The following is a 24,337-nucleotide window of genomic DNA, read 5'->3' as shown; positions in this document are numbered from 1 at the left end:
CCGCTCGCCGTGAGCGGGGCCCGGGGCCTTTCCGTACGTCACTTCCCCCCGACCGCGTCCGCGAGGGCGTGCAGCCGCAGCGCGAGCTGGATCTCCAGGGCGCGCGACGGGGACTGCCAGTCGGGGCCGAGGAGCCGGCCGATCCGCTCCAGGCGCTGGGCCACCGTGTTGACGTGGACGTGGAGTTCGTCCTTGGTACGGGCCGGGCTCATGCCGCTCGCGAAGTACGCGTCCAGGGTGCGGACCAGCTCGGTGCCGCGCCGCCGGTCGTAGGCGACGACCTGACCGACGGTGCGGTCGACGAAGCCGCCGATGTCCCGGCTGTCCGCGAGCAGCAGGCCGAGGAAGCCGAGGTCCTCGGCGGCGGCGCCCTGCCCGGAGCGGTGCAGGAGCCCCAGCGCGTCGAGGCAGCGGCGGGCCTCCCCGTACGCGACGGCCACCTGGTCCGGGTGGTCCAGGGGCGCCCGTACGGGGGCGGAGGCGCCGACGGTGACCTCTTCGCGCAGGGTGCCGCCGAGGCTCTTGGCGGTCTGCCGGGCGAGTTCGGCGGCGGTCTCGCCGGGGCCGAGCGGCAGCAGCAGGACCGTGCCGCCGTCGCGCGCGGAGGCGAGTCCGTGGCGGGTGGCGGCCAGGTGGGAGGCGGCCGACCACAGGCGCTGCCGGTCGGCGCTCTCGCGGCGGCCCGCGTCGGTGTCGGCGCCGCCGCCGGCGGCCCGGTCGACGCGGGCGGCGAGCACGACGTGCGGGGCCTCGCTGTCGGTGCGGAGCCGGGCGGCGCGCTCGCGCAGCAGGCGGCGGTCCCGGTCGGGGGCGTCGAGGAGGTCGTCGAGGAGTTCGCCCCGCACCCGCTGTTCGGCCTCGCCGGCCGAGCGGCGGGCGAGCAGCAGCAGGGAGGTGACCAGGGCGGCGCGCTCCAGGGTGCGCTGGTCGACGGGGTCGAGGTCGGGCCGGCCGTGCAGGACGAGGGTGCCCAGGGCCTCGCCGCCGGCGGAGACCGCGGCGACCCAGTCGTCGCCCTCGCGGACCGCGTGGCCCCCGGCGCGGCGCGCGGAGCCCGCGCCCGTCTCGGTGAACTCGACCGTCCCGCCCAGGACTTCGGAGACGGCGCGGGCCACGTCGTGGACGCCGCCGCCGTGCAGGACCAGTTCGGAGAGGCGGTCGTGGACCTCGGAGGCCCGCTCGATGACGCCGCTGTGCTCGCGGATGATGTCGTTGGCCCGTTCCAGCTCCGCGAGGGCCGAGCGGGTCTCGGCGAGGAGGTTGGCCGTGTCGATGGCGACGGCGGCGTGCGCGGCGAAGGAGCCGAGCAGCGCGACCTGTTCGCGCTCGAAGACCCTGGCCCTGCGGTCGGCCGCGAACAGCACTCCGATGACCTGGCTGCCGAGGCTGAGCGGCACCCCGAGGATGGCGACGAGGCCCTCGTCCCGTACGGCCGTGTCGATGGTCCGGGTGTGCTGGAAGCGGGCGTCGTCGAAGTAGTCGTCGGTGACGTAGGGGCGGGCGGTCTGGGCGACGAGGCCGCCGAGCCCCTCGCCCATGCCCAGTCTGAGCTGCTGGAAGCGGGCGGAGACGGAGCCCTCGGTGACCCTCATGTACGTGTCGCCGGCGGCCGGGTCGTTGAGGCTGAGGTAGGCGACCTCGGTGCCGAGGAGCGAGCGGGCGCGCTGGACGATGGCGCGCAGGACCGCGTCGAGGTCGCGGAGTCCCGCGAGGTCGTGGGCGGTGGCGAAGAGCGCGGACAGCTCAGCCTCGCGCCGCCGCCGTCCCTCCAGCTCGGCCCGGACCCGCAGGGCGAGCTGCTTGGCCTCTTCGAGGTCGGCCAGCGCCTCGGGGCCCGCGCCGCTCGCACGGGCGAGCAGTACGGGCCGGTCGTAGGCCTCCGTCGCGGCTCCCCGTGCGAGGAGTTCCAGGTAGGAGACGTGTTCGTGGGACATGGACACAGGGATACCTGCCGGACGTGTGGTCGCACCACCCCTGTGGACGACCTTCACAGGGGCACCTTCAGTGGGCGGTCCAGCCGCCGTCGAGGGTGAGGGAGGTGCCGGTGATGAACGAGGCCTGGGGGGCGCAGAGGTAGAGGACGGCCTCGGCGACCTCCTCCGGTTCGATGAGCCGCTTGAGCGCCGCGTCCTTGAGCAGGACGTCCGCGAGGACCCGCTCCGGCGGGATGCCGTGGGCGGCGGCCTGGTCGGCGATCTGGCGTTCGACGAGCGGGGTGCGGACGTAGCCGGGGTTGACGCAGTTGGAGGTGACCCCGTGCGGGGCGCCTTCGAGGGCGGCGGTCTTGGAGAGGCCCTCCAGACCGTGTTTGGCGGCCACATAGGCGGACTTGAAGGCGGAGGCGCGCAGCCCGTGGACGGACGAGATGTTGACGATCCGCCCCCAGCCCCGGCCGTACATGTGCGGGAGGGCGCCCCGGATGAGCCGGAACGGCGCCTCCAGCATCACGGTGAGGACGGTGTGGAAGACGTCCGGCGGGAACTCCTCGATCGGCCGCACGAGCTGGAGCCCGGCGTTGTTGACGAGGATGTCCGCGCCCGCGGCGGCGCTCTCCGCGGCGTCCAGGTCGGTCAGGTCGAGCAGCCGCGGTTCGAGCTCTCCGGGAAGCGCGGAGGCCTCTCCGGCCAGGGCGTCCAGGCCCTCGGCGACCCGGTCGACGGCTCTGACGCGGGCCCCGGCGGCGGCGAGCCGCAGCGCGCAGGCGCGTCCGATGCCGCCGGCCGCGCCGGTGACGAGCGCGGTGCGGCCGGTGAGGTCGAGGGCGAGTCCGGCCGCGCGGGGCAGGGGTGCGGCGAGGTCGGTACCGGGGGCGGTGACGGGAGCGCTCATGCTCCGCACCCTATGAACGGCCCCCTCCCCCACCGATGTGCGTCGGTCCCATAGTTCAGCCGGTTGCTGTGGTGCGGAACCATGTGGGTTCGTCGGCGAGCGCCTTCTCGATCCGCATGAGGGAGAACCGCTTCATCTCCGGCAGGTCGTCCACGTCGAACCAGCCGACCTCGGTGGACTCCTCGTCGTTGACCCGGGCCTCCCCGCCGACGGCCCGGCAGCGGAAGGTCACGTCCATGAACTGGCACTGGTCGCCGTTGGGGTAGACGACGGGCTTGCGGAGGGTCTCGACGATCACGATCCGCTCGACCTCGCAGCGCACGGCGGTCTCCTCGTACACCTCGCGGACCGCGCAGTCGGCGGGCTGCTCGCCCGGCTCGACGATGCCGCCGATGATCGCCCAGCGCCCGTTGTCGGAGCGCCTTCCGAGCAGCACCCGGCCCCGGTCGTCGAACACGACGGCGCTCACCCCGGGCAGGAAGAGGAGCTGGTGACCGGCCGTCTCGCGCAGGGTGCGGATGAAGTCAGGAGTAGCCATGGACCGACCCTAGGTCATGTACGGCGGGAGCCGACCGGCCCCGGGCGGCCGCGGGCTCCGGCCTCCTGCTCCCGGCCGCCCCCGCTCACTCCGCCCGCGTGCGGCGGGCCCGCACCGAGCGGAGCGCCGACCAGCCGATTCCGGCGGCGGCGAGCGCCGCGAGGAGGGCCTCGGGCAGGGTGCCCATGCGGGTCGCGGGGGTCTGCGAGGAGCGCAGCGGCACCTTCTCGACCAGGACGTCCGGGGTGAACATCCTCGTCTCCGCGACGACCTCGCCGTCGGGGCGGATGACCGCGCTCACCCCGCTGGTGACGGGCACGACCACCGACCGGCTGTGCTCGACGGCGCGCACCCGGGACATCGCGAGCTGCTGGTAGGTCATCTCGCTGCGGCCGAAGGTGGCGTTGTTGCTGGGGACGGTGATGAGCTGCGCGCCGTGGGTGACGGTGTCGCGCACGGCCCAGTCGAAGGCCGCCTCGTAGCAGGTGGCGAGGCCGACCCTAGTGCCCGCGAGGTCGAAGACGCCGACCTTGGTGCCGGGGCCGAAGTCGCGGCTCACCCGGTCCACGTTGCTGTTGAAGATCCGGACGAGGGGCCGCATCGGGATGTACTCGCCGAAGGGCTGGACGTGCCGCTTGTCGTACGTGGCGACCGGGCCGCGTCCGGGCTCCCACTGGATGAGGGTGTTGCGGAGCTTGCCGGTCTCGGGGGCGATGACCGCGCCGATCACGGTGGGCGCGCCGATCGCGCGGACGGCCTCGTCGATGACGTCGGCGGCGTCGGCGTTCGCGTACGGGTCGATGTCCGAGGAGTTCTCCGGCCACAGCACGAAGTCGGGCCGCGGCTCGCGCTTCTCCTCGACCGCCTTGGCGAGCTCGCGGGTGCGGGCGGCGTGGTTGTCCAGGACGGCCCGGCGCTGGGCGTTGAAGTCGAGGCCGAGGCGGGGGACGTTGCCCTGGACGGCGGCGACGGTGGCGGTGCCGTCCTCGGCGGAGTCGTCGACGAGCGGCAGCGCGGCGAGCGCGCCGGTGACCGGGAGGAGCACGGCGAGCGCGGCGGCGACGAGCGGGCCGCGTGGGAGGGCGCCGGTGCGGCGCGGGCCGGTGGCGGCGGTGGACGGAGCGGCGTCGGGGGCGGGCCCGGCGGTGCCGGGGCGGCTCGAAGCGGTACCGGGGACGTCCGGGGCGGGGGCGCCCGGGGCGGGGGCTGTGGCGTCCTGGACCGTGGCGCCCGGGGTGGTGGCGGGAGCGTCCGGGGCGGGGGCTGCGTCACCCGGGACCGTGGTGCCCGGGGCGGCCGCGTCGAGGCCGCCGTGGGCGCGGCGGGCGTGGACCAGGCGGGCCGCCTCGTACAGGCCGAAGCCGCAGAGGGCGACGGCGAAGCCGAGCAGGGGGGTGCCGCCGACGGCGGCGAGGGGCAGGAAGACGCCGTCGGCCTGGCCGAAGGCGATCTTGCCCCAGGGGAAGCCGCCGAAGGGCACGCGCGCGCGTGCCCCTTCCGCGAGGATCCACACCCCGGCGGCGAAGAAGGGCCACCACGGGAGGCGGGAGACGGCCGCGACGCCGAGGCCCGCGGCGGCGACGAAGAGCGCTTCGACGGCGGCGAGGGCGAGCCACGGGCCGGGGCCGACCTCCTCGCCGGTCCACACGAGGAGCGGGAGCAGGAAGCCGAGGCCGGCCAGGTACCCGAGGCCGAAGCCGGCGCGGAGCCGGCGGCCCCGCAGGGCCCAGCCGAGCAGGGCGAAGGCGGGCGGCGCGAGCCACCAGAGGGGACGCGGCGGGAAGCTCAGGTAGAGCACGAAGCCGGACAGCAGGGCCGCCGCCGGCCGGGCGAACCGCCGCAGCCGGTGGGCCGGCGCGGGTGCGGTGTCGGTCTCGGACGCGTCGACGGGGGTGATGGTGGCGCTCACCTTGCGGAGTCTACGGGGCGTCCCTGTCCGCCGGGCGTCCGGTGCTGGCCCGGCGCGCACCCCTCCGACCGGCTCGGACGCGGCCGGTCGGGGGCCGGGGCGCCCGGCTCCGGGGACGGGCCCGTCACGCCCCCGTGGCCGCGGGCGGGCCCGGCGGGGTCAGCCGGCGCAGGCGGTCGCGGATGACGCGGACGGCGGACTCGGCGCCGTCGACGGTGACCGTGAAGGTGTGTCCGTCGTCCAGGCGGAGCACCAGGCCCTCGCCCCGCCGGACGATCACGGCCGTGCCCTTCTCGGGGCGCCAGCGGTAGCCCCAGCCGCCCCAGTGGCGCGGGGTGACGCTCGGGGCGAAGTCGGCGCCGACGACGTGGGAGAGCGGGATGCGGCGGCGCGGCAGGCCGATGTGGCCGCAGCGGACCTCCATGGCCCGGTCGTCGACCTTCACGGCCACGTGGACGAAGGCGAGGGTGCCGAAGAGGACGAGCAGTCCGACCGTGACGCAGCCGATCACCGCCATGAGGAGGGCCGCGATGCCCGAGGTCCACTGGAGCTGGACGGCGAGGGCGATCCCCAGGGCCATGCAGGCGGCACCGGCCGCCGCGGCCACCCACTGGAAGCGGTTGGTGGCGCGGCCGGTCCAGACGTCGGACGTCCGCTCGTCGGCACGGGGGTCCCGGGAGTATTCCCTCATATCGGAAGAATACCCATGTTCGTCCCGGGCGGCGTGCTGGAATGGAACCCTCCGGTCACGCTCAGTGAGCGGGGGCGGTCTCCGCGAGGCCACGGCCCTCGGCGTAGGCGAGGGCGGCGGCGGGGAGCCGGCCGGGGCGTCCGCTGAGGAGGACGGAGAGGGTGCCGGTGGGATCGGCGCCGGGGGCGGGCTCGGCGCCGATCCGGCGCAGCGCCTGGGCGGCGACGGCGTCGGCGGAGCCGTGGAAGACGAGGGGCGGGAGGTCCGCCGGGCGGCGCGCCTCCAGGGCGGCGAGGATGCGCTCCTCGACCAGCTCGTAGTGGGTGCAGCCGAGGACGACGGCGCGGACGTCGGCCGGGGTGAGCGCGGCCGCCGCGGCGACGGCCCGGTCCACGGCGTCCTGGTCCGCGTGCTCCACGGCGTCCGCGAGGCCGGGGCAGGGCACCTCGGTGACCTCGGCTCCCCCGGCGAACTCGCGGATCAGTCCGCGCTGGTAGTCGCTGCCGGTGGTGGCCGGGGTGGCCCAGATGGCGATCTTGCCGCCGCCCGCCGCGGCGGGCTTGATCGCGGGCACGGTGCCGATGACGGGGACGTCCGGTTCGAGGGCGGCGCGCAGAGCGGGGAGGGCGTGCACGGTGGCGGTGTTGCAGGCCACGATCAGCGCCCCCGGGCGGTGCCCGGCGGCGGCGAGCGCGACGTCGAGGGCGCGCCCGGTGAGGTCCTCGGGGGTGCGCGGGCCCCACGGCATGCCGTCGGGGTCGTTGGAGAGGAGGATGTCCGCGTCCGGCCGGAGCCGCCGCACCGCGGCCGCCGCCGGGAGGAGGCCGATTCCGGAGTCCATGAGCGCGATCTTCACCCGGTCACCCTAGCCGATGAGCCCCGCATCCCCCTCGTTCTGGGGCAGACTGCCGCGAATGAGCACCCTTGCCTGGTTCGCGTCCGTCTCCCTGGCCGCCTGGGTCTGGCTCCTCCTGGGCCAGGGGTTCTTCTGGCGCACGGACCAGCGGCTGCCGCCGACCACACACGGCGGACACGCGCGCGGGGCACGGGACGGCGGGAAGCCGGACGCGCTCGTCCACGGGCACGCGCGCGGGGAGCCGGTCGCGTGGCCGCGCGTGGTGGTCGTCGTGCCCGCGCGGGACGAGGCCGGGGTGCTGCCGCTGAGCCTGCCGTCGCTGCTCGCGCAGGACTATCCGGGGATCGCGGAGGTGGTCCTCGTCGACGACGGGAGTACGGACGGGACGGGCGGGCTCGCCGTCGAGCTGGCCGGCCGGTGCGGCGGGCTGCCGCTGACCGTGGTGTCGCCGGGCGAGCCGGAGCCGGGGTGGACGGGGAAGCTGTGGGCGCTGCGGCACGGCATGGCGCTGGCACGCGCGCGCGGTCCGGAGTTCCTGCTCCTGACGGACGCGGACATCGCCCACGCGCCGGACAGCCTGCGCCTCCTCGTGTCGGCGGCGGTGGAGAACGATCTGGACCTGGTGTCGCAGATGGCCCGGCTGCGGGCCGAGAGCGCGTGGGAGCGCCTGATCGTGCCGGCGTTCGTCTATTTCTTCGCGAAGCTCTACCCCTTCCGCTGGATCAACCGCCCTCGCCCCCGGGCGACGGCGGCCGCGGGCGGCTGCGTGCTGCTGCGGACGGAGACGGCGGTGGCGGCCGGGGTGCCGGAGGTGATCCGGCAGGCGGTGATCGACGACGTGTCGCTGGCGCGGGCGGTGCGGCGGGCCGGCGGGCGGATCTGGCTGGGCCTCGCGGAGCGGGTCGACAGCGTCCGTCCGTACCCGGGGCTCGACGAGCTGTGGCGGATGGTCTCGCGGAGCGCGTACGCGCAACTCCGGCACAACCCGCTGCTGCTCCTGGGGACGGTCGCGGGACTCGTGGTCGTCTACCTGGTGCCGCCGGCGGCCCTGGTGGCGGGCGCGGCGACCGGGGACGCGGCGGCGGCCTGGGCGGGGGGTGCGGCCTGGGCGGTGATGGCGGGGTCGTACGCGCCGATGCTCCGCCACTACCGGCAGCCGCTGTGGCTCGCCCCGCTGCTGCCGTTCACCGCGTCCCTCTATCTGCTGATGACGGTGGACTCGGCGGTGCGGCACCACCGGGGCCGGGGCGCGGCGTGGAAGGGGCGGACGTACGCGCGCCCGGAGGCGGCGCCGGACCAGCGCTGAGCACGTCCCCGCGTCCGGCACCCTCATGAGCCTCGGAAGCCGCGTCGGCCGCCCTGCGGAGGGCCCGTGAAGACCGGCTCGACCCTTGCCCGGGCTTCGTCCGTCAGCGCCGGTACGACTCCACCGTTGGCTCGGAACCACTGAGCCACCTGATCATCCGTGCTCTTGCGTGACGAGACCGCGCCAAGAAGCGTCACCCGGACGTCAAGCAGGTCCAACACATCCGCCTGCTCGACGGGTGTCATCCCATGCGGGCGCTCCCGGGCGATCCCGGCGAGGGCGTGGAGGTCCCGTGCACGCTGCGTCGAAGGGATCTGGTCCCTCCTGCGGCGCGGCCGGCTCTCCAACGTCGCCACCGTGCCGAGCCCGTCCGGCACGAAACCCGCAAACACGCCGACCGCACCGCCGCAGGCCGACCCGGGAGAACACGAAAAGCTCCTGACGTCGCTCTTCGACCCCGGCTCCCCATGGGAGAAGTACCGGACCTGGAGCGACGAGACCACCGTCGCCTGCCACGAATCCCTGACCGTGCGGGCCGAGTTCGACCACGAGGCCCGCCACCGTACCGACATTGCCCGGACGATCGCCGAGTACGACGGCCCCGTCGGCCAGCGCCTCTGACACGCCACTCTCACCGCCGGCCCCCGTCCCCCTCGTCCGAACGCCCCTGCGGCTCCTCGACACCCCGCCCCTCACGGGCACCTCGGATCCGTACGAGGCGCTCCGGGACGCCGGCTGACACCCGGCGAGCCGCCCGGCCCGCACCACCTGGCAAGCCCCCGACCGCAGCCTCACTTTCGAGCACGTCCCTCATGCCCAGGGCGACCGGTGGACCCTGTAGGGGGGCGACGACCTCAACCGGCCGGCCTGGTCCATCCGCCTCTCCGGCGTTGATGCCCAGCGGGCCGGGATCGGCCGGCGGGTTGCGGGCCACGCCCTGCATCACGGCGCCGGCCAGTCCGAGGGCGACTCCGGCCATGGGGCCGGCCGCGGTACGGGGGATCCGGACCTCACGGAGGATGAGCCGGCCCTTGTCCGCGAGGTCGGGGTCGAACACGCCGGGCAGGATGCCGTCGATGCCGACCGGCCCCGATCCGACGGCAAGGCTCGTCCAGACCGTGGCGAGAAGGACCGGCATCAGAGCCAGCAGACCGATCACGCGAACGGAGGCTCCGCCCTTGTGCCTGCGGAACGTGAGCGTCGAGACGCCCATTTCTCCTTCTGTCGCACGGGCCGGGGCGCTGTGCGTTGCGGGAAGGCCGCTCCGGGCCGGCCGGGAGTCCTGCTTCACCCGATCTCCTCCTGGCCGCCAGGAAGAAACCCTGCCGCAGCCCGCACCAATCTTCAGTAAGGCGACCCTCATATTTCTCGGCCTGTGCCCGAATGAGGGATTCCGCGGCGCCGACCAGGGACATGGCTGCCGGCGTGCGGTGAAACGGTCTTACCCTTCTCGCACCAGTCGGCCCCTGGCCACCAGCTCCAGGGTGGTGGCGACCGCCACGGCCTGGACAAGGAGCAGGGCGACCAGAACGAAGAGCTGTACCGCTCCTGCGTGCAGAGGGGATGCGCCGCCCAGGAGCATGCCGACGAACGCGCCGGGGAGGGTGACAAGGCCGACGGTGCGACTCTGGTCCATGCCGGGGAGCAGGGCGTCCGACGCGGCCTTGCGCGCCACCTCCAGGCGGGCATCCCTTTCCAGGAGCCCGAGGGCGAGTCCTGCTTCCACCTCGCCTTTTCGGGTGGCGAGTTCGTCGAGCGCACGCCTGCCGGCGAGAACGGTGGCGGTGAGCGCACCACCGATGAGGATGCCGGTGACGGGGATGAGGGCGATGCCCCGGAGGGGGACGAGGCGTGTGACCGACAGGGCGGTGACCACGGGAAGGACGCTTGCGGCGATGGGGACCGAGGCCCACCGCCAGGCCCGGCCGGGTGCGGGGACCACGCGCCGGCCGGCGGTACGTACCGCGACCGCGTACATCAGCAGGAGGAAGCAAAGCAGTAGGGGCGGCGAGCGGACGACCAGTCCGATGACGAGGGAGACGGCGACAAGCTGAGCAGCCGCGCGGGCGCCGGCAAGGAGTGTGGCGCGGGCGGGGCCGAGCTCCGGTCCGGTGCGGCGCTCCAGTCCCCTGGCCACGGCCTTGCCGTGCACGGCGACGGGTCCCTCGTCTCTCGCCGAGGCCGCCCGGCCGCACCGCAGGGCAGAAACCTCACAGGGTGAACACACCTCCGACCGACTCGGTGAACCACCGGGCAGCACCATGCACTTAGGGCAGCCTTCCCTGCCTGACTACATTTATGTAGACTCCGCGACGGCTCGCGGCATGCGCGGTCCGGGCCGATCGGGCTCACACGCGAATCGAGGCACCCATGTCCGCCGGCTCCCGCCACCTCCTTCTCGGCGTCGGCACCGCTATAGCCACCGTCGCATCAATGGCGGGCCGTACGCGGAGGGGTGACGCCAAGGCGGCTGGGGCGGCGCCGTCGCCCTGGCCCTGAACGGGGACGGCCCGACCCCACCGCCCTGCAGAGCCTTGTGCGGATCCCCTGTGTCGCACCGGTGATGATGCCGTTTTTCCATTCGAACGCTCCCCCGCGGACCGCGCTGGCACCTGCGGGCAGTCAGCCGACGGCCTCACGGGGCCACCCGAGAAGACAGGAAAGAGCGAACACGAAAGGAGGGGTGGTGTACGAACCGAACAAGGCCGACTCCGGGTCGGCGCAAAGTCCGTCCGAACCCGGTGAGGTGATCGCCTGGCTGAAGGACCGCGACGCCGTCGAACAGGCATGGGAAGTCTCGCTGGGCACCCTGCCCAGCGAACGTGACGCCACCCTGGCACGGATGGCGGACGTCCTGCAGGCCGCGGCCCAGGGATTGGGCATACCGGCCGCAGCGGTGTGGGCGGGAGTCTCCGAGCCCGTCCTCAGGCGCTGGATCGAAACGGACCCCTCGTTCGCCGCCGCGCTGTACGGGGCCTCCGCCCTGGCCGCCGCGCACGGGGCGAAGCCGGAAAGACAGCACACGCCGGCGATGGTCCGCGTCGTGCTGATCGCGATGAGCAACGGCACCACCATGCTCGACGCCCTCAAGTTGGCCGGTTTCCGCGAGTACCGGTTTCGCGCACTGCTGAAGGCCTCTCCGACACTGGAAGCCCTGCTGGAGGCGGCACGCCGGGTCCGGCCCAACAGAGGACGTGAAAAAGGCGCCTACGTCCCGGGCTCTTACCGACCACGTCACCCCGGCCGGAAATCTCACGCTCGGAGCAAGTTCCGGCTCGTACAGCGCGGCGCCCCGGAGGACCGACCCGACTAGGGCCTGTCCGATCGATGGCATCCATCGGGCCCGGCCCACCCAGGAGATCTTAGGTTAGGCTTAGCTAAGCTTCACCCGCAGGCTGAGGGCCGGTACACCGGACGCGGCGACAGGCCCACACCCGTGGTACTGGAGAGGCGTCGCGCGGCCCGCAGGGCCGCGGTGCGGCACCCCGCGGGTGGCAACGCATCAAGCACTTCTGCCGGGCCCGGCCCCGAGCAGGCACGAAGAGAGACGAAGAACATGACCGTAAGGGTCGCGGTAGCCGGAGCCAGTGGGTATGCCGGAGGGGAGATCCTGCGGCTGCTCGTGGCGCACCCCGGCGTCGAGATCGGCGCGTTGACCGCCCACAGCAGCGCGGGGCGCCCGCTCGGGGAGGTGCAGCCGCACCTGCCCGCGCTCGTGGACCGGGTGCTGGTGGACACCTCCGCCGAATCGCTGCGCGGTCACGACGTGGTCTTCCTGGCCCTGCCGCACGGGCGATCGGCCTCGATCGCCCAGCAGTTGGAGCCCGGGGTGCTGATCGTGGACTGCGGCGCCGACTTCCGGCTGGAGGACGCCGCGGAATGGGAGCGGTTCTACGGTTCGGCCCACGCCGGGACCTGGCCGTACGGACTCCCCGAACTCCCGGGGGCGCGGGATTCCCTGAAGGGCGCGAACCGGGTCGCCGTACCCGGCTGTTTCCCCACCGCGGTCACCCTCGCCCTGTACCCGGCGTTCGCCGCGGGCCTGGTGGAGCCGGAGGCCGTGATCGTCGCGGCGAGCGGCGCCTCGGGCGCGGGCCGGGTGGCGAAACCGCACCTGCTCGGCTCCGAACTGATGGGCTCCATGAGCCCGTACGGTGTGGGCGGCGGGCACCGGCACACGCCCGAGCTGACCCAGAACCTCTCGCGGCTCGCGGGTGAGCACGTGAGTGTGTCCTTCACCCCGACCCTCGCGCCGATGCCCCGCGGCATTCTGGCCACCTGCTCGGCGCGTCTGCGGCCCGGAACCGTGGTCGGACCGCGGGAGGTGCGGGCCGCGTACGAGGACGCGTACGCCGGTGAACCCTTCGTCCGGCTGCTGCCGGCCGGGCAGTGGCCGCAGACCGGTGCCGTGCTCGGCTCCAACAGTGCGCAGGTGCAGGTGACGGTGGATGAGGGCGCCGGCCGCCTGATCGCCGTGAGTGCCATCGACAACCTCACGAAGGGCACAGCGGGTGGCGCGGTCCAGAGCATGAACGTCGCCTTGGGGATGCCGGAGGAGCTGGGCCTGCCGACGAACGGAGTCGCTCCGTGACCGTGACCGCCGCTCAGGGGTTCGACGTCGGCGGCGCAGCCGCCGGAATCAGGGAATCCTGCGCTCCCGAGCAGGGCCCGGTGGTGGACCGCAGTCCGTCGCGCGCGGTCGCCGGAGTGTTGGCCTCTCGGCGGATACGGACGAGGCCCGTCCGTTGCTCCCGCGGGGCCCTCGCGTACGGCCGGCTATCGGCCGCCGCGTACCCGACCGGGCTCATCGGCGTCCGGCCGCCCGCAGGCGGGATCACGGAGGGGATCGTCGCCGCCATGAACGCGTCGCCCGGGGTGAGTGGGGGCGCGGGCGTGCTCGCGCCCGGGCCGGCCGCGATGCCGGTGGCGCCGGCGACGGACGTAGACGTCGCCGCGGCGCGGCTCGATCCGGCCCCTTGCGCGGGCGACGACACGGCGACGGCCTGGACCGACGACCTGACGGCCGAGCACGTCCACGAGAACGGCGCGTGCGGCTCATGAGCGCCCCCGCGAGCATACGGACGAAGCCGGGAGCCGCTCCCGCTGGACCGGGCCTGCCGGATCCGGCCCTTCTGGAACGGCTCCGCGGCCGGACCGTCGTCATCAAGTTCGGCGGCAACGCCATGGTCGACGAGGACCTCAAGCGGACGTTCGCCCAGGACGTCGTCCAGTTGTGCCGTGCCGGCCTCCACCCGGTGGTCGTGCACGGCGGCGGTCCGCAGATCAGCCGCATGCTCGACCGGCTCGGCCTGGAGGTCCGCTTCGAGGCGGGCCTGCGGGTGACCACCCCGGACGTCATGGACGTCGTCCGGATGGTGCTGACGGGCCGGGTCCAGCGCGAGCTCGTCGGGCTGATCAACGCCCACGGGCCCTTCGCGGTCGGCATGTCGGGCGAGGACGCGCACACCATGACCGCCGTACGGCGGACGGCCTGGGTCGACGGCGAACCCGTGGACATCGGGCTGGTGGGCGACATCGTCGACGTGAACGCGGACACCGTCCGGGCCCTCCTCGACCGGGGCCGCATCCCGGTGGTCTCCCCCGTGGCCCGCGGCGACGACGGGCAGATCTACAACATCAACGCCGACCTCGCGGCATCGGCACTGGCCGTCGCGCTCGACGCGGAGAAGCTGGTGATGCTGACCGACGTCGAGGGCGTCTACGCGAACTGGCCGCACAGCACCGAGGTCATCGGCCGTCTGACGGCCGAGGGCGTGGAGAAGCTGATGCCGGAGCTGGCCGGCGGGATGCTCCCCAAGATGGAGGGCTGCCTGCGGGCCGTCCGGGCGGGCGTGCGCAAGGCGCACGTGCTGGACGGCCGGGTGCCGCACTCCGTGCTACGGGGCGTCGCGTCCGGCGATCTGTCCGGAACCACCGTGGTTCCGGACCTGGAGGAGAGAACCGCACGACGCTCGGCGACGACCTGATCCGATCGGCTGTCGCGGACACCGCGCGGCGGGGGCTCACCGACCGCTGGCGCGCGGTGATGACGGACAACTACGGCACCCCGCCGCTGGCCCTGGTCCGCGGCGAGGGCAGCACCGTCCAGGACGAGGCGGGGCGCGCCTACGCCGACTTCACCGGCGGGATCGCCGTGAACACGCTCGGCCACGCCCACCCTGCGGTGCTGTCGGCCGTCGTCCGCCAGTCGTCCACGCTGGGACACGTCTCCAACCTGTTCGTCTCCGAACCCGCGGTCGCGCTCGCGGAGCGGCTGCTGGAGTCGGCGGGACGGCCTGGCCGGGTGTTCTTCGCCAACTCCGGTACGGAGGCGGTCGAAGCAGCCTTCAAGATCGCGCGGCGGACCGGACGGGACGAGCTCATAGCCGCCGAGGGCGGGTTCCACGGCCGTACCATGGGCGTCCTCGCGCTCACCGGGCAGCCCGGCAAGCGCGAGCCGTTCCTGCCGATGCCGGGCGGGGTGTCGCACGTACCGTACGGCGACGCGGAGGCGCTGCGGGCCGCGGTCACGGAGCGGACGGCGGCCGTGTTCCTGGAGCCGGTACAGGGCGAGGCCGGGGTCGTCGTCCCGCCGGAGGGATACCTGCGGGCGGCCCGCGAGATCACCCGGGCCAAGGGTGAGCGACTCCGCCGCGGCATTCGCGCACTGGGCCATCCGCTGGTGGCAGAGGTACGGGGGGGGGGCCGGACTGCTGGTGGGCATGGGCCTCACCGAGCCCGGCTCCGAGCGTGTGCGGCGGGCGGCGCAGGACGCGGGCTTCCTCGTGAACGCGGCCGGGCCCACGACCGTACGTCTGGCTCCGGCGCTGAACGTGCCCGAGGCACAGGTGGACGCGCTCCTCGAAGCCCTGCCGGGGATACTCGGCCGCTGAGGAGGCCTGCCGACAGGCGGAGGCGAGCGGTCGGCGGACCGACCGGAGAACGGTGACGGCCGGCACCCGAGGAGGTGCCGGCCGTCACCGTCGTGTGTCGGGGATTCACAGGGAGCGGAAGAGGATCCGCGAGTTGCGCTCCGGGGAGAGGGAGTTCACCCAGGCCGGCGGCGCCGCGGTGACGTGGGCCGGGGCGAAGCCGTGCCGCCGGAACAGTTCGCCGCTGCCCGTCGTCGCGGTGAACAGAGCCTTCAGGGAAAGGGAGTCGGCTCGGACCATCGCGGCGGCCAGCAGCTTCGCACCCAGCCCGTGGCCCTGACTGCGCGGGGTGACGCAGAAGTTGTAGAGGACGCCCGAGGCCGCCCGGCCGGCGCCCGCCGAGGCGGGGTGGACCCCCAGCGCCAGGCAGCCCAGGAGCTTGCCGTCGGGGGCGTCCACCACGAGGAAGTCGGCCGAGTCCTCGGCGTACAGGGAGAGGGGACGCGCACGCAGTGCCCCGGACCGGACGAACGGCTCGGACAGGGCCCCGAGGGCCGCTGCGTCCCCGGAGTGCGCGGAACGTACGGGGAAGGCGTCGTGCGCGGCGGCGGGCACGGGCCGGCGGGCGGTCCGCGAAGCGAGCGTGATCAAGGGTTCCCTTTCCGTACGGCTCCGGCGCGAGCGGAAGGCGGCTCGATCGCCGCACCACCCGGAACCGCCCGACCAAGGTTAGCCTTACTTAAGTAACGAGCCAAACCCGGATCACGCGGCGCGCTCCGCCTTTTCCGGAGTCGCGGAGGGGGCCGCGCTTCCGGCTGGGCTCCCGCACGCCTACAAAGCCTTCGACTCCGGGCTCCTGGTCCCGTCCACGAACGTGGCGACGACCTGGATGCCGCCGATGGCCGAGGTGGCGACGCGTCGCGGGTCGTCGCCCAGGACCACCAGGTCGGCGCGCTTGCCCGGCCCGAGGCTGCCCGCCCGGTCGTCCCAGTGGCAGGCGTACGCCCCCGCGACGGTGTAGGCGTGCAGCGCCTGGTCCACGGTGATGCCCTCGTCCGGACCGACCGCCCGGCCGGTCGACGAAAGCCGCTCGACCATGAACTGGACGGCCCGCAAAGGCGATCCGTCCGTGACGGGACGGTCGGAGCTGCCGACGAGGGTGACTCCGTGGTCGAGGAAGCTCCTGCCCCGGTACATCCAGGGAGCCCGCTCCTCCCCCATGATCGCCGAGTAGTCGTCCCCGAAGGAGTACAGGAAGTTGGGCTGGACGACCGCGCTCACCCCCAGCCCGGCGAAGCGCGGCAGCTGGTCGGGCCTGATGAGACCGGCGTGTTCGACGCGGTGCCGGGCCCCGGGGCGGGGTCGCAGGCTCTGGGCCCGTTCGATCCCCTCCAGGGCGAGGTCGGCGGCGCGGTCCCCGATGGCGTGGACCGCGAGCTGCCAGCCGGCGAGGTGGCCGTCCACGATGGTGTCGAGGAGTCGCTGCGGGTCGTCCTGGAGCTGTCCGGTGTGCGCCGAGCCCTCGTAGGGACGGGTGAGAGCGGCCGTACGGGCCATCATGCCGCCGTCGGTGTAGATCTTGAGCGCGCCCAGGGAGAGCCAGTCGTCGCCGAACCCGGTGCGCATCCCGAGGGCGAGGGCGCGCGGAATGCCGTCGGCGGCCGAGGTGGTGACGGGGCTCAGGGTGTCGGCGGCGGCCATGAGCTGGACCCGCAGCGGCAGTCGGCCCTCGTCGCGCAGGAGCTGGTAGGCGCCGAGCTCGACGCGGCTGTGGCCCAGGAGTCCCCCGCCGATGCCCGCTTCGGCGCAGGCGGTGACGCCCTCGGCGAGGCAGGTGGCGGCGGCTCGCTCGACGGCGTCGGCGAGTTCCCGCTGGGAGTACGGGGGCCGCAGGGCACGGGCGGCGCTCATGGCCCCCTCGGCGAGGAAGCCGTCCTCGTGGGGGACGCCGACCGGGAGCCGGTCGAGCACGGCGGTGTTGACCACGCAGGCGTGTCCGGACTCGTGCATCAGGAACACCTGGTGCCCCTGGGAGACGCGGTCCAGTTCGGCGGCGGTCAGGTGGCGTCCGAGGGCGCGCTGGTCGTAGCCGGCGACATCCACCCAGGAACCGGGCCCGGTCCGTCCGGAGACGGCCTCCGCGACGACGGCGAGGACGTCTTCGACCCGTGCGAGACCGGCGACGCTCGGAGTGGCCGCCTTCAGGCCGGTCCAGGCCAGGTGCACGTGGCTGTCGATGAACCCCGGCAGGACGGTGGCGCCCTGGAGGTCGATCACCTCACGAGCCGGGAGCCCCGTCACCGCGTCGTCCAGGCCCATGATCCGGCCGTGCCAGATCCCCAGGTCGTGGGCGACGGGGTGGTCCGGGTTCATCGTGATGATGTTGGCGTTCGTCAGCCTCGTGCAGAGCATGGAGGGTCCGTCCTCAGAGGAGTTCGGCCACGGGGGCCTCGGCGGCCGTGGCCGGCCGCTGGCGGGCCGAGGGCACCATCAGGGGTGTGCCGGTCTCCGGATCGTCGATGATCCGACAGGACAGGCCGAAGACGTCCTGGATGAGCTCGGCGGTCATGATCGTGGCGGGATCGCCCTCGGCGGCGACGATACCGCCGGGCCTCATCACGATGAGGTGGGTGGCGTACCGGCAGGCCTGGTTGAGGTCGTGGAGCACCGCGACGATGGTCTGCCCCTTGCGCTTGTGCAGGTCGGCGCAGAGGTCGAGCACCTCGACCTGGTGCGCGATGTCGAGGTAGGTGGTGGGTTCGTCGAGGAGCAGGATGGACGTCTGCTGTGCGAGCACCATGGAGAGCCACACGCGCTGGCGCTGGCCGCCGGAGAGGTCGTCGACGGGCCGTTCGGCGAGTTCGAGGACGCCGGTCTGGCGCATGGCCTCGGCGACGGCGGCCTCGTCCTCGGCGGACCACTGCTTGAGCATCTTCTGGTGCGGGTACCGGCCGCGGGCGACGAGGTCGCCGACGGTGATGCCGCCGGGCGCGGTCGAGGTCTGCGGGAGCAGGCCGAGCCTGCGCGCGACCTCGCGGGAGCGGTAGGAGGCGATGGCGGCCCCGTCGAGGTAGACCTGGCCCGCGGTCGGCTTGACCATCCGTGACAGCGCCTTGAGCAGCGTGGACTTGCCGCAGGCGTTCGGACCGATGATCACCGTGAAGGAGTGGTCGGGGATGACCACGTTCAGGGAGGTGGCGACCGTCCGCTGGTCGTACGTCAGGGTCAGGTCCTCGGCCCTCAGGCGGGCGGTGGAGGCGTTCTTCGCAGTCATGCGCGGCTCTTTCGTGACTCCGTGACCAGCAGCCAGATCAGGTACAACCCGCCGACGGTGCCGGTTGCCGTGCCCACCGGCAGGAGGGCGGGGGAAAAGATGCGTTGTACGGCGAGGTCGCTGCCGGCCAGCAGGACGGCGCCCATCGCGGCGGACGGCACCAGGGCCGGTCCGGACGACCGGGACAGTTTGCGGGCGAGCTGGGGCGCCGCGAGCGCGACGAACCAGATCGGCCCGGTGACCGCGGTGGCGAACGCGGCGAGCGCCACGCTGATGACGAGCAGCGCCGTCCGGCTCGCCGCGACGTTGACTCCGAGCGCGGTGGCCGTGTCGTCGCCCATCTCCACCATGGAGAGCCGGCGGGAGAGGAGCAGGGCGAGGGGAAGGAGGACGCCGACGGCGATGACGATGGTGTTGGCGTGGCTCCAGCCGCGGTTGCCGAGGCTGCCGATGAGCCAGGCCTGGGCCTCCAGGGCCTCCTGCCAGCTCGCCCGGGTGAGCAGGTAGGAGTTGAAGGCGAGCAGCAGGGCGCTCACGCCGATGCCGATGACGACGAGCCGGAACCCCTGCATGCCGGAGCCCATGAGCAGCAGGTACATGACGGCGGCCGTGCCGAGCCCGCCGATCAGCGCGCCGACGGCGATCTGGGTCATGCTGCCGTGCAGGGTGACGATGACGACGAGCGCGCCGGTCGCCGACCCGTTGGTGAAGCCGATGATGTCGGGGCTGCCGAGCGGGTTGTTGGTCAGGCTCTGCAGGATGGCTCCGCTGACGGCCAGGGCCGCACCCACACACAGTGCGGTCAGCAGCCGGGGCATGCGCAGCGTGTTGACGACGAAGTCGGCGGCGCCGCCACCGTCGCCGAACAGGGCGCCGAGCACTTCGCCGACGGACAGGCTGAAGTCACCGGTCGTCAGGCTGATCGTCATGACCGTCACCAGGAGGGCCAGCAGGATCACCGTGACGGCCACGGTGCGGTTCTGGACCCGGAGGGAGTAGCGTCCGCGCGGGGTGCGCAGGACGCTGCCGCTGACGATGCGGGGCGTGGGGGCGGCGGAGGTCTCGGCCTCGGGTGCGGCGCTCACAGCATGACCAACTTTCGGCGGCGGCACAGCGCGATGAACAGCGGTGCGCCGAGGAACGCGGTGACGATGCCGACCTGGATCTCGCCCGGTGCTCCGAGCACCCGGCCCAGCACGTCGGACCCGAGCAGCAGGACGGGCGCGATCAGCATGGAGTACGCCAGGACCCAGCGCTGGTCGGGGCCGACGACGAAGCGGGCCACGTGGGGAACGGCCAGGCCCACGAAGCCGATCGGTCCCGCGGCGGCGGTCGCGGCACCGCAGAGCAGCATCACGGCGGCGGCGCCGAGGGCGCGGGTCCGGCCGACGTTCACGCCGAGGGCGCGGCCCACGTCCTCTCCCATGCCGAGGGCGTTGAGGGAGGGGGCGATCCCGAGGGCGACGAGCAGGCCCACGACGACGAAGGGCAGGATCAGGTACACGACGTCGAGGTTGCGGCCCGCGAGGGCGCCCACCGTCCAGAACCTGAACTGGTTGAAGGCGCGCGGGTCGAGGAGCAGGACGGCCGTGTTGAAGGCGGTGAGCACGGCTGTGACGGCGGCCCCGGCGACGACCAGTCGGTCGGGTGTGGCCAGGGTCCGCCCGGAGGACCCGAGCAGGTAGACCGCGACCGAGGCGAGGGCGGCGCCGGCGAACGCGAACCATACGTAGCCCAGCGCCGTGCCGATGCCGAGGAACGAGATCGCGATGACCACGCCGGTGGAGGCGCCGAGGCTGACGCCGAGCAGACCTGGATCGGCGAGCGGGTTGCGGGTCAGGGCCTGCATGAGCGCGCCGGACAGTCCGAGGGCCAGGCCGACGAGGAGGCCCAGGAGGGTCCGGGGGATGCGGTACTCGTGGATGATGACGGAGGCCTGTGACCCGTCGGGGCTCCAGAGCACGTCCCACGTGGCGGAGAACGGGATGCCTCTGGTGCCCACCCACACGCTGAGCAACGAGATCAGGACGAGCGCGGCGAGCCCGACGAGGAGGCCGGCCCCGCGCGCAGCCGTCAGGGACCGGGACTTCGGCGGCACACCCCGGCCCCGGGCCCCGGCACCCGCTTCCGCCTGGCCTTCGACCAGCAACAAGTACTCTCCCTGGCGACAGTTGGCCGGCGGCGAATGAAAGGTGACGCACCGACAACAGGATGATACTTAGGTAAGCCTAAGCGAAGGCTTCCCGTCGGGTCAACGCAGCGAAGAATGGCGCAATCACGGCGAAAAGGCCACGCGGCGGGCGGCGCTCGGCCGGGGTGGCTTATTTAAGGTAGCCTTACCTAACTATTTGATCATTTTCATGCCTGACGGAGGAACACATGCTCGACGGAGGACCCACGGGGAGACAAGTCCTCCGGAAAGCGATCGGCAGCCAACGGCGCCGCGTCGCAACGGGGTCCGTCCTCGGCGTGGCCCACCAGGGCTGCGAGGCCTTGGTCCCCGTCGTCATCGGGATCATCATCGACCAGGCCGTGTCCACCGGATCCACCGGGGCCCTGCTGCGCTGGCTGGCTGTCCTCGCCGGCCTCTTCCTCGTCCTGTCCACCTGCTACCGGATCGCGGCACGCATCACCGACGGATCCGCGGAACACGCGAGCCACCATCTGCGCCTCGGCCTCGGCAGGAAAGTGCTCGACCCGCGCGGCGGCGCCGACAAGGGCCGGCTGCCCGGCGCGCTGACCGCCATCGCCACCGGCGACGCGACTCGCGTCGGAGCGACCGCCGCCGCGCTGCCGTACGCGGTGTCGGCGGCGGCCGGCCTCGTCATCAGCGCCGTCGCCCTGCTGCGCATCTCTCTGCCGCTGGGCCTGTTGATCCTCCTCGGCGTTCCGCCGTTGCTGTGGCTCGGCCACCTCATCAGCCGCCCCCTGGAACGGCGCAGCGAGGTCGAGCAGGACCGCGCCGCGCACGCCTCCGGCGTCGCCGCCGACCTCGTCGCCGGCCTGCGCGTCCTCAAGGGCATCGGCGCCGAGGCCGCCGCTGTCTCCCGGTACGAGCGCACCAGCCGGGATTCCCTCGCCGCCGCACTGCGCGCCGCCGGCAGCCGGGCCTGGCACGACGGCGCGCTCCTCGCCCTCACCGGCATCTTCATCGCGGTCATCGGCCTCGTCGGCGCGTACCTCGCGATGCGGGGTTCGATCAGCGTGGGTGAGCTCGTCGCGGCCGTCGGCCTCGCCCAGTACCTGCTGGGGCCGTTCCAGCTCCTCACCTACGTCAACGGCGAGTTCGCCCAGGGGCGCGCCTCGGCCGAACGGATCGCCGAGGTGCTCGCCGCGCCGCCCGCCGTCGTCGCCGGAACGGCCGCGCTCGCCCGTCCCATCGCCGGACGGGTCCGCCTCAGCGGGGTCTCGTACGGAACCCTGCGCGGCCTCGATCTCGACGTCGCCCCCGGAAGCCTGATCGGCGTCGTCGCGAAGGACCCGGCCGCCGCCAAGGACCTGCTGCTGTGCCTCGGCCGCGAATCGGATCCTGACGAAGGGGTGATCGAGCTCGACGGCATCGCGCTGACCGACCTCGACCCCGGCGACGCCCGCCGGTCGATCCTCGTCGCCCACCACGACGCCGACCTGTTCGAAGGCAGCCTGCTCGACAACGTGCGGGCGGGCGCGGCCGACGGTACGGCCGACACCGGACCCGCCCTGGCCGCCGCCACCGCGGACGACGTGGCCCGCTCGCTGCCCCGGGGTGTCGACACACCGCTCACCGAGCGCGGCCGCTCGCTTTCCGGCGGACAGCGCCAGCGCGTCGCACTGGCCAGGGCCTTGGCCGCCGATCCTCCCGTGCTCGTCGTCCACGATCCGACGACCGCCGTCGACACGGTCACCGAGTCCCGCATCGCGGCCCGCCTGAAGCAGCTGCGGTCGGACCGCACCACCTTCCTGGTGACCACGAGCCCCGCGCTGCTCGCCGCGACCGACCGGGTCGTCGTCATCGACGGGGGTTCCGTCACCGCGGAGGGCAGCCACCAGGACCTGGTCACGGCCGACACCGCCTACCGCGCGACGGTGCTGGCATGACCGACACGAACGAGAAGGCCCCGGCCGGAGCGCGCGCGGGCCACGCGGACGCGGACCACGAAGGACGGACGATGAGCGGATCCACCACGGCGGATCGCGAACTGCTGCCCACGGCCACCGGCGCCCAGACCTTCGCCGTCCTGCGCACCCTGCTGCGTGGCAACCGCCTGCTGGCCGCGTCCGCGCTGGCCGTCCTCGTCCTCGGAACGGGCATCGGTCTGCTGACCGCCCCGCTGCTCGGACGCATCGTCGACCTCGTCGTCGACCGGCGCGGCCCGGCCTCGCTGACCGTACCGATGGTCCTGCTCGTCGTCGTCGCGGCGGCCCGCGGCGTCGCCACCGCGATCGGCAGCTCCCTCGTCGCCCGGCTGGGCGAGACGATCCTCGCGAACCTGCGGGAACGGTTCATCGCCCGGGCCCTGCGCCTGCCCCTGGAACGCGTCGAGCGGGCCGGCTCCGGCGACCTGACCTCCCGGGTGACCGGCGACGTCACCGTGATCGCACGGGCCGTGCGCCAGGCCCTGCCCGAGTTCGCCGCCGCCCTGCTCACCATCGTGCTGACCGCGGCCGGACTGGCCGTGCTGGACTGGCGGTTCCTCGCCGTGGTCCTGCTCGCCGTACCCGTCCACGTCCTGTCGGTGCGCTGGTACATCCCCCGCGCCACCTCCGTGTACGCCCGGCACCGCGTGGCCACTGGCGCGCTCCAGCACCAGCTCCTGGACAGTGTCGGCGGCGTCCGCACCGTCCGTGCGTTCGGTCTCGGCGGAACGCACGCCCATCTGCTGGAGCAGCGGTCCAAGGAGGCCGTCGACCTCGCACTGCGTGGTATCCGGCTGGTGTCCGGATTCTTCTCGCGGCTGAACCTCGCCGAGTTCATCGGCCTGGCCGGGGTCCTCGTCACCGGCTTCTACCTGGTCGACGACGGATCCGTCAGCATCGGCACCGCCACCGCCGCCGCCCTCTACTTCCACAGCCTCTTCAACCCGGTCAACGCCGCGCTCTTCCTCATCGACGAGGCGCAGTCCGCCGGCGCGAGCCTGGCCCGCCTGGTCGGCGTGTCCGAACTGCCCGCCGAGCGCGAACCGCACGAGCGGGGGGTGCCCGTGGACGGTTCCGTCACGGTCCGCGCCCTGAGCCACGCGTACGTGGCGGGGCACCCAGTCCTGCGCGAGGTCGACCTGGACGTCCGCAGCGGTGAGCGCGTCGCCCTCGTCGGGGCGAGCGGCGCCGGGAAGACCACCCTCGCGAAGTTGATCGCCGGTGTCCAGGAGCCGGCCGCCGGCACCATCGCCCTCGGCGGCGTCGACACCGGAGAGCTCGGCCCCACCGGGATCCGCCGGGCGGTGACGCTGATCAGCCAGGAGGTCCACGTGTTCGCCGGCCCGCTGGCCGAGGACATGCGCCTGGCCCGGCCGGAGGCCACCGACGAGGAACTGCGCGCCGCCCTCGACCGGGTGGGCGCCCTGGACTGGGCGCTCGCCCTGCCCGAGGGCCTCGCCACCGTGGTCGGCGAGGGCGGGCACCGGCTCACGGTGACCCAGGCCCAGCACCTGGCCCTGGCCCGCCTCGTCCTCGCCGACCCGCCCGTCGCGATCCTCGACGAGGCCACCGCCGACGCGGGCAGCGCGGGCGCACGCGTGCTGGAAACGGCCGCGCTGCGGGCCCTGGAGGGGCGTACCGGACTGATGGTCGCCCATCGGCTCCCGCAGGCCGCGACCGCCGACCGGATCGTGGTCCTCGACCAGGGGCAGGTCGTCGAGACCGGCACGCACGACGAGCTGGTGGCGGCGGGCGGACGCTACGCCGCCCTCTGGGACGCCTGGTCGGACAGCCGCCGGGAGCCCGAGGACGTCGGTGTGCTGCCCGCGCCGAGCAGGCCCGAAGCGCCGTCGGTGCCGTCCGCACCGGCCACCTGACGCGGGGCCGTCCGGTTTCGGGCCGAACTCAGAAGGGCCGTGTGTCCCTCCCCCACGGGAGGGACACAC

At 73.6% G+C, this 24,337-nt stretch carries 20 protein-coding genes and 2 pseudogenes; 9 read left to right on the top strand and 13 right to left on the bottom strand.

The genetic code is table 11. The features are described from left to right. Positions 1-38: 38 nt before the first annotated feature. The 6 genes from ACWGSR_RS36100 to ACWGSR_RS36075 all read right to left on the bottom strand — a co-directional run bounded on the left by ACWGSR_RS36100 (position 39) and on the right by ACWGSR_RS36075 (position 6,823). Positions 39-1,934 (bottom strand): helix-turn-helix domain-containing protein, encoded by a 1,896-nt coding sequence (locus ACWGSR_RS36100; protein WP_376244233.1) that lies wholly within the window; start codon positions 1,932-1,934, stop codon positions 39-41. A 67-nt stretch (positions 1,935-2,001) separates the two neighbouring features. Continuing rightward, entirely contained in the window at positions 2,002-2,829 is an 828-nt protein-coding gene (locus tag ACWGSR_RS36095) for a 3-hydroxybutyrate dehydrogenase (protein WP_453573365.1), read from the bottom strand. A gap of 55 nt (positions 2,830-2,884) precedes the next feature. Further along, complete coding sequence (locus ACWGSR_RS36090) at positions 2,885-3,367, bottom strand: NUDIX hydrolase (RefSeq protein ID WP_376244227.1); 483 nt, start codon at positions 3,365-3,367, stop codon at positions 2,885-2,887. A gap of 85 nt (positions 3,368-3,452) precedes the next feature. Beyond that, positions 3,453-5,276, bottom strand: a complete 1,824-nt coding sequence (lnt, locus tag ACWGSR_RS36085; protein ID WP_453573361.1) for an apolipoprotein N-acyltransferase — start codon at positions 5,274-5,276, stop codon at positions 3,453-3,455. A 124-nt stretch (positions 5,277-5,400) separates the two neighbouring features. Continuing rightward, positions 5,401-5,967: a hypothetical protein gene (locus ACWGSR_RS36080; RefSeq protein WP_376244220.1), complete on the bottom strand. Its 567-nt coding sequence runs from the start codon at positions 5,965-5,967 to the stop codon at positions 5,401-5,403. A 61-nt stretch (positions 5,968-6,028) separates the two neighbouring features. Beyond that, positions 6,029-6,823: a glutamate racemase gene (locus ACWGSR_RS36075; RefSeq protein WP_376244217.1), complete on the bottom strand. Its 795-nt coding sequence runs from the start codon at positions 6,821-6,823 to the stop codon at positions 6,029-6,031. Positions 6,824-6,881: 58 nt separating this feature from the next. Between ACWGSR_RS36075 and ACWGSR_RS36070 the strand changes: the two genes are divergently transcribed. Both ACWGSR_RS36070 and ACWGSR_RS36065 read left to right on the top strand, forming a co-directional pair. Then, positions 6,882-8,129, top strand: coding sequence for a glycosyltransferase (locus ACWGSR_RS36070; RefSeq protein WP_453573357.1), 1,248 nt, complete (start codon positions 6,882-6,884; stop codon positions 8,127-8,129). 357 nt (positions 8,130-8,486) lie between these two features. Continuing rightward, positions 8,487-8,750, top strand: coding sequence for a hypothetical protein (locus ACWGSR_RS36065; protein WP_376244212.1), 264 nt, complete (start codon positions 8,487-8,489; stop codon positions 8,748-8,750). Positions 8,751-9,012: 262 nt separating this feature from the next. Here ACWGSR_RS36065 and ACWGSR_RS36060 read toward each other — a convergent pair. Together ACWGSR_RS36060 and ACWGSR_RS36055 are read right to left on the bottom strand one after the other, a co-directional pair. Next, positions 9,013-9,342 (bottom strand): annotated as a pseudogene (locus ACWGSR_RS36060) (iron chelate uptake ABC transporter family permease subunit); the annotation flags it as partial. 228 nt (positions 9,343-9,570) lie between these two features. Then, positions 9,571-10,281 (bottom strand): ABC transporter permease, encoded by a 711-nt coding sequence (locus ACWGSR_RS36055; protein ID WP_453573354.1) that lies wholly within the window; start codon positions 10,279-10,281, stop codon positions 9,571-9,573. A 534-nt stretch (positions 10,282-10,815) separates the two neighbouring features. Between ACWGSR_RS36055 and ACWGSR_RS36050 the strand changes: the two genes are divergently transcribed. From ACWGSR_RS36050 to ACWGSR_RS36030, 5 genes and pseudogenes are all read left to right on the top strand, one after another. Beyond that, positions 10,816-11,442, top strand: coding sequence for a hypothetical protein (locus ACWGSR_RS36050; RefSeq protein WP_376244206.1), 627 nt, complete (start codon positions 10,816-10,818; stop codon positions 11,440-11,442). A gap of 243 nt (positions 11,443-11,685) precedes the next feature. Next, positions 11,686-12,720, top strand: a complete 1,035-nt coding sequence (gene argC, locus ACWGSR_RS36045) for an N-acetyl-gamma-glutamyl-phosphate reductase (protein ID WP_453573350.1) — start codon at positions 11,686-11,688, stop codon at positions 12,718-12,720. A 266-nt stretch (positions 12,721-12,986) separates the two neighbouring features. Next, positions 12,987-13,190, top strand: a complete 204-nt coding sequence (locus ACWGSR_RS36040; RefSeq protein ID WP_453573347.1) for a hypothetical protein — start codon at positions 12,987-12,989, stop codon at positions 13,188-13,190. Between the two features lie 122 nt (positions 13,191-13,312). Further along, complete coding sequence (argB, locus tag ACWGSR_RS36035) at positions 13,313-14,116, top strand: acetylglutamate kinase (protein ID WP_376244242.1); 804 nt, start codon at positions 13,313-13,315, stop codon at positions 14,114-14,116. Between the two features lie 59 nt (positions 14,117-14,175). Further along, positions 14,176-15,022 (top strand): annotated as a pseudogene (locus tag ACWGSR_RS36030) (aminotransferase class III-fold pyridoxal phosphate-dependent enzyme). 105 nt (positions 15,023-15,127) lie between these two features. On the opposite strand, the gene ACWGSR_RS36025 reads toward ACWGSR_RS36030, so the two are convergent. From ACWGSR_RS36025 to ACWGSR_RS36005, 5 genes are all read right to left on the bottom strand, one after another. Next, a complete protein-coding gene (locus ACWGSR_RS36025) occupies positions 15,128-15,652 on the bottom strand; it encodes a GNAT family N-acetyltransferase (RefSeq protein ID WP_453573344.1) in 525 nt (174 codons plus the stop codon). A 180-nt stretch (positions 15,653-15,832) separates the two neighbouring features. Beyond that, positions 15,833-17,413 (bottom strand): amidohydrolase, encoded by a 1,581-nt coding sequence (locus tag ACWGSR_RS36020; RefSeq protein WP_453573341.1) that lies wholly within the window; start codon positions 17,411-17,413, stop codon positions 15,833-15,835. Between the two features lie 13 nt (positions 17,414-17,426). Then, positions 17,427-18,275: an ABC transporter ATP-binding protein gene (locus ACWGSR_RS36015; RefSeq protein WP_453573339.1), complete on the bottom strand. Its 849-nt coding sequence runs from the start codon at positions 18,273-18,275 to the stop codon at positions 17,427-17,429. Then, positions 18,272-19,360, bottom strand: a complete 1,089-nt coding sequence (locus ACWGSR_RS36010; RefSeq protein ID WP_453573336.1) for a FecCD family ABC transporter permease — start codon at positions 19,358-19,360, stop codon at positions 18,272-18,274. The genes ACWGSR_RS36015 and ACWGSR_RS36010 overlap by 4 nt, the downstream gene beginning before the upstream one ends. Continuing rightward, on the bottom strand, positions 19,357-20,424 hold the full coding sequence (locus tag ACWGSR_RS36005) for a FecCD family ABC transporter permease (RefSeq protein WP_453573372.1): 1,068 nt from the start codon (positions 20,422-20,424) through the stop codon (positions 19,357-19,359). The genes ACWGSR_RS36010 and ACWGSR_RS36005 overlap by 4 nt, the downstream gene beginning before the upstream one ends. 230 nt (positions 20,425-20,654) lie before the next feature. On the opposite strand from ACWGSR_RS36005, the gene ACWGSR_RS36000 reads away from it, so the two are divergent. Beyond that, positions 20,655-22,352 (top strand): ABC transporter ATP-binding protein, encoded by a 1,698-nt coding sequence (locus ACWGSR_RS36000; protein ID WP_376244187.1) that lies wholly within the window; start codon positions 20,655-20,657, stop codon positions 22,350-22,352. A gap of 71 nt (positions 22,353-22,423) precedes the next feature. Continuing rightward, a complete protein-coding gene (locus ACWGSR_RS35995; RefSeq protein ID WP_453573369.1) occupies positions 22,424-24,268 on the top strand; it encodes an ABC transporter ATP-binding protein in 1,845 nt (614 codons plus the stop codon). The last annotated feature ends 69 nt before the right edge of the window (positions 24,269-24,337 follow it).

It is taken from the genome of Streptomyces sp. NPDC055632 (assembly GCF_053618675.1).
Note: the sequence above shows the minus strand (reverse complement) of the source record. Positions and strands in the feature narration are given on the sequence as shown.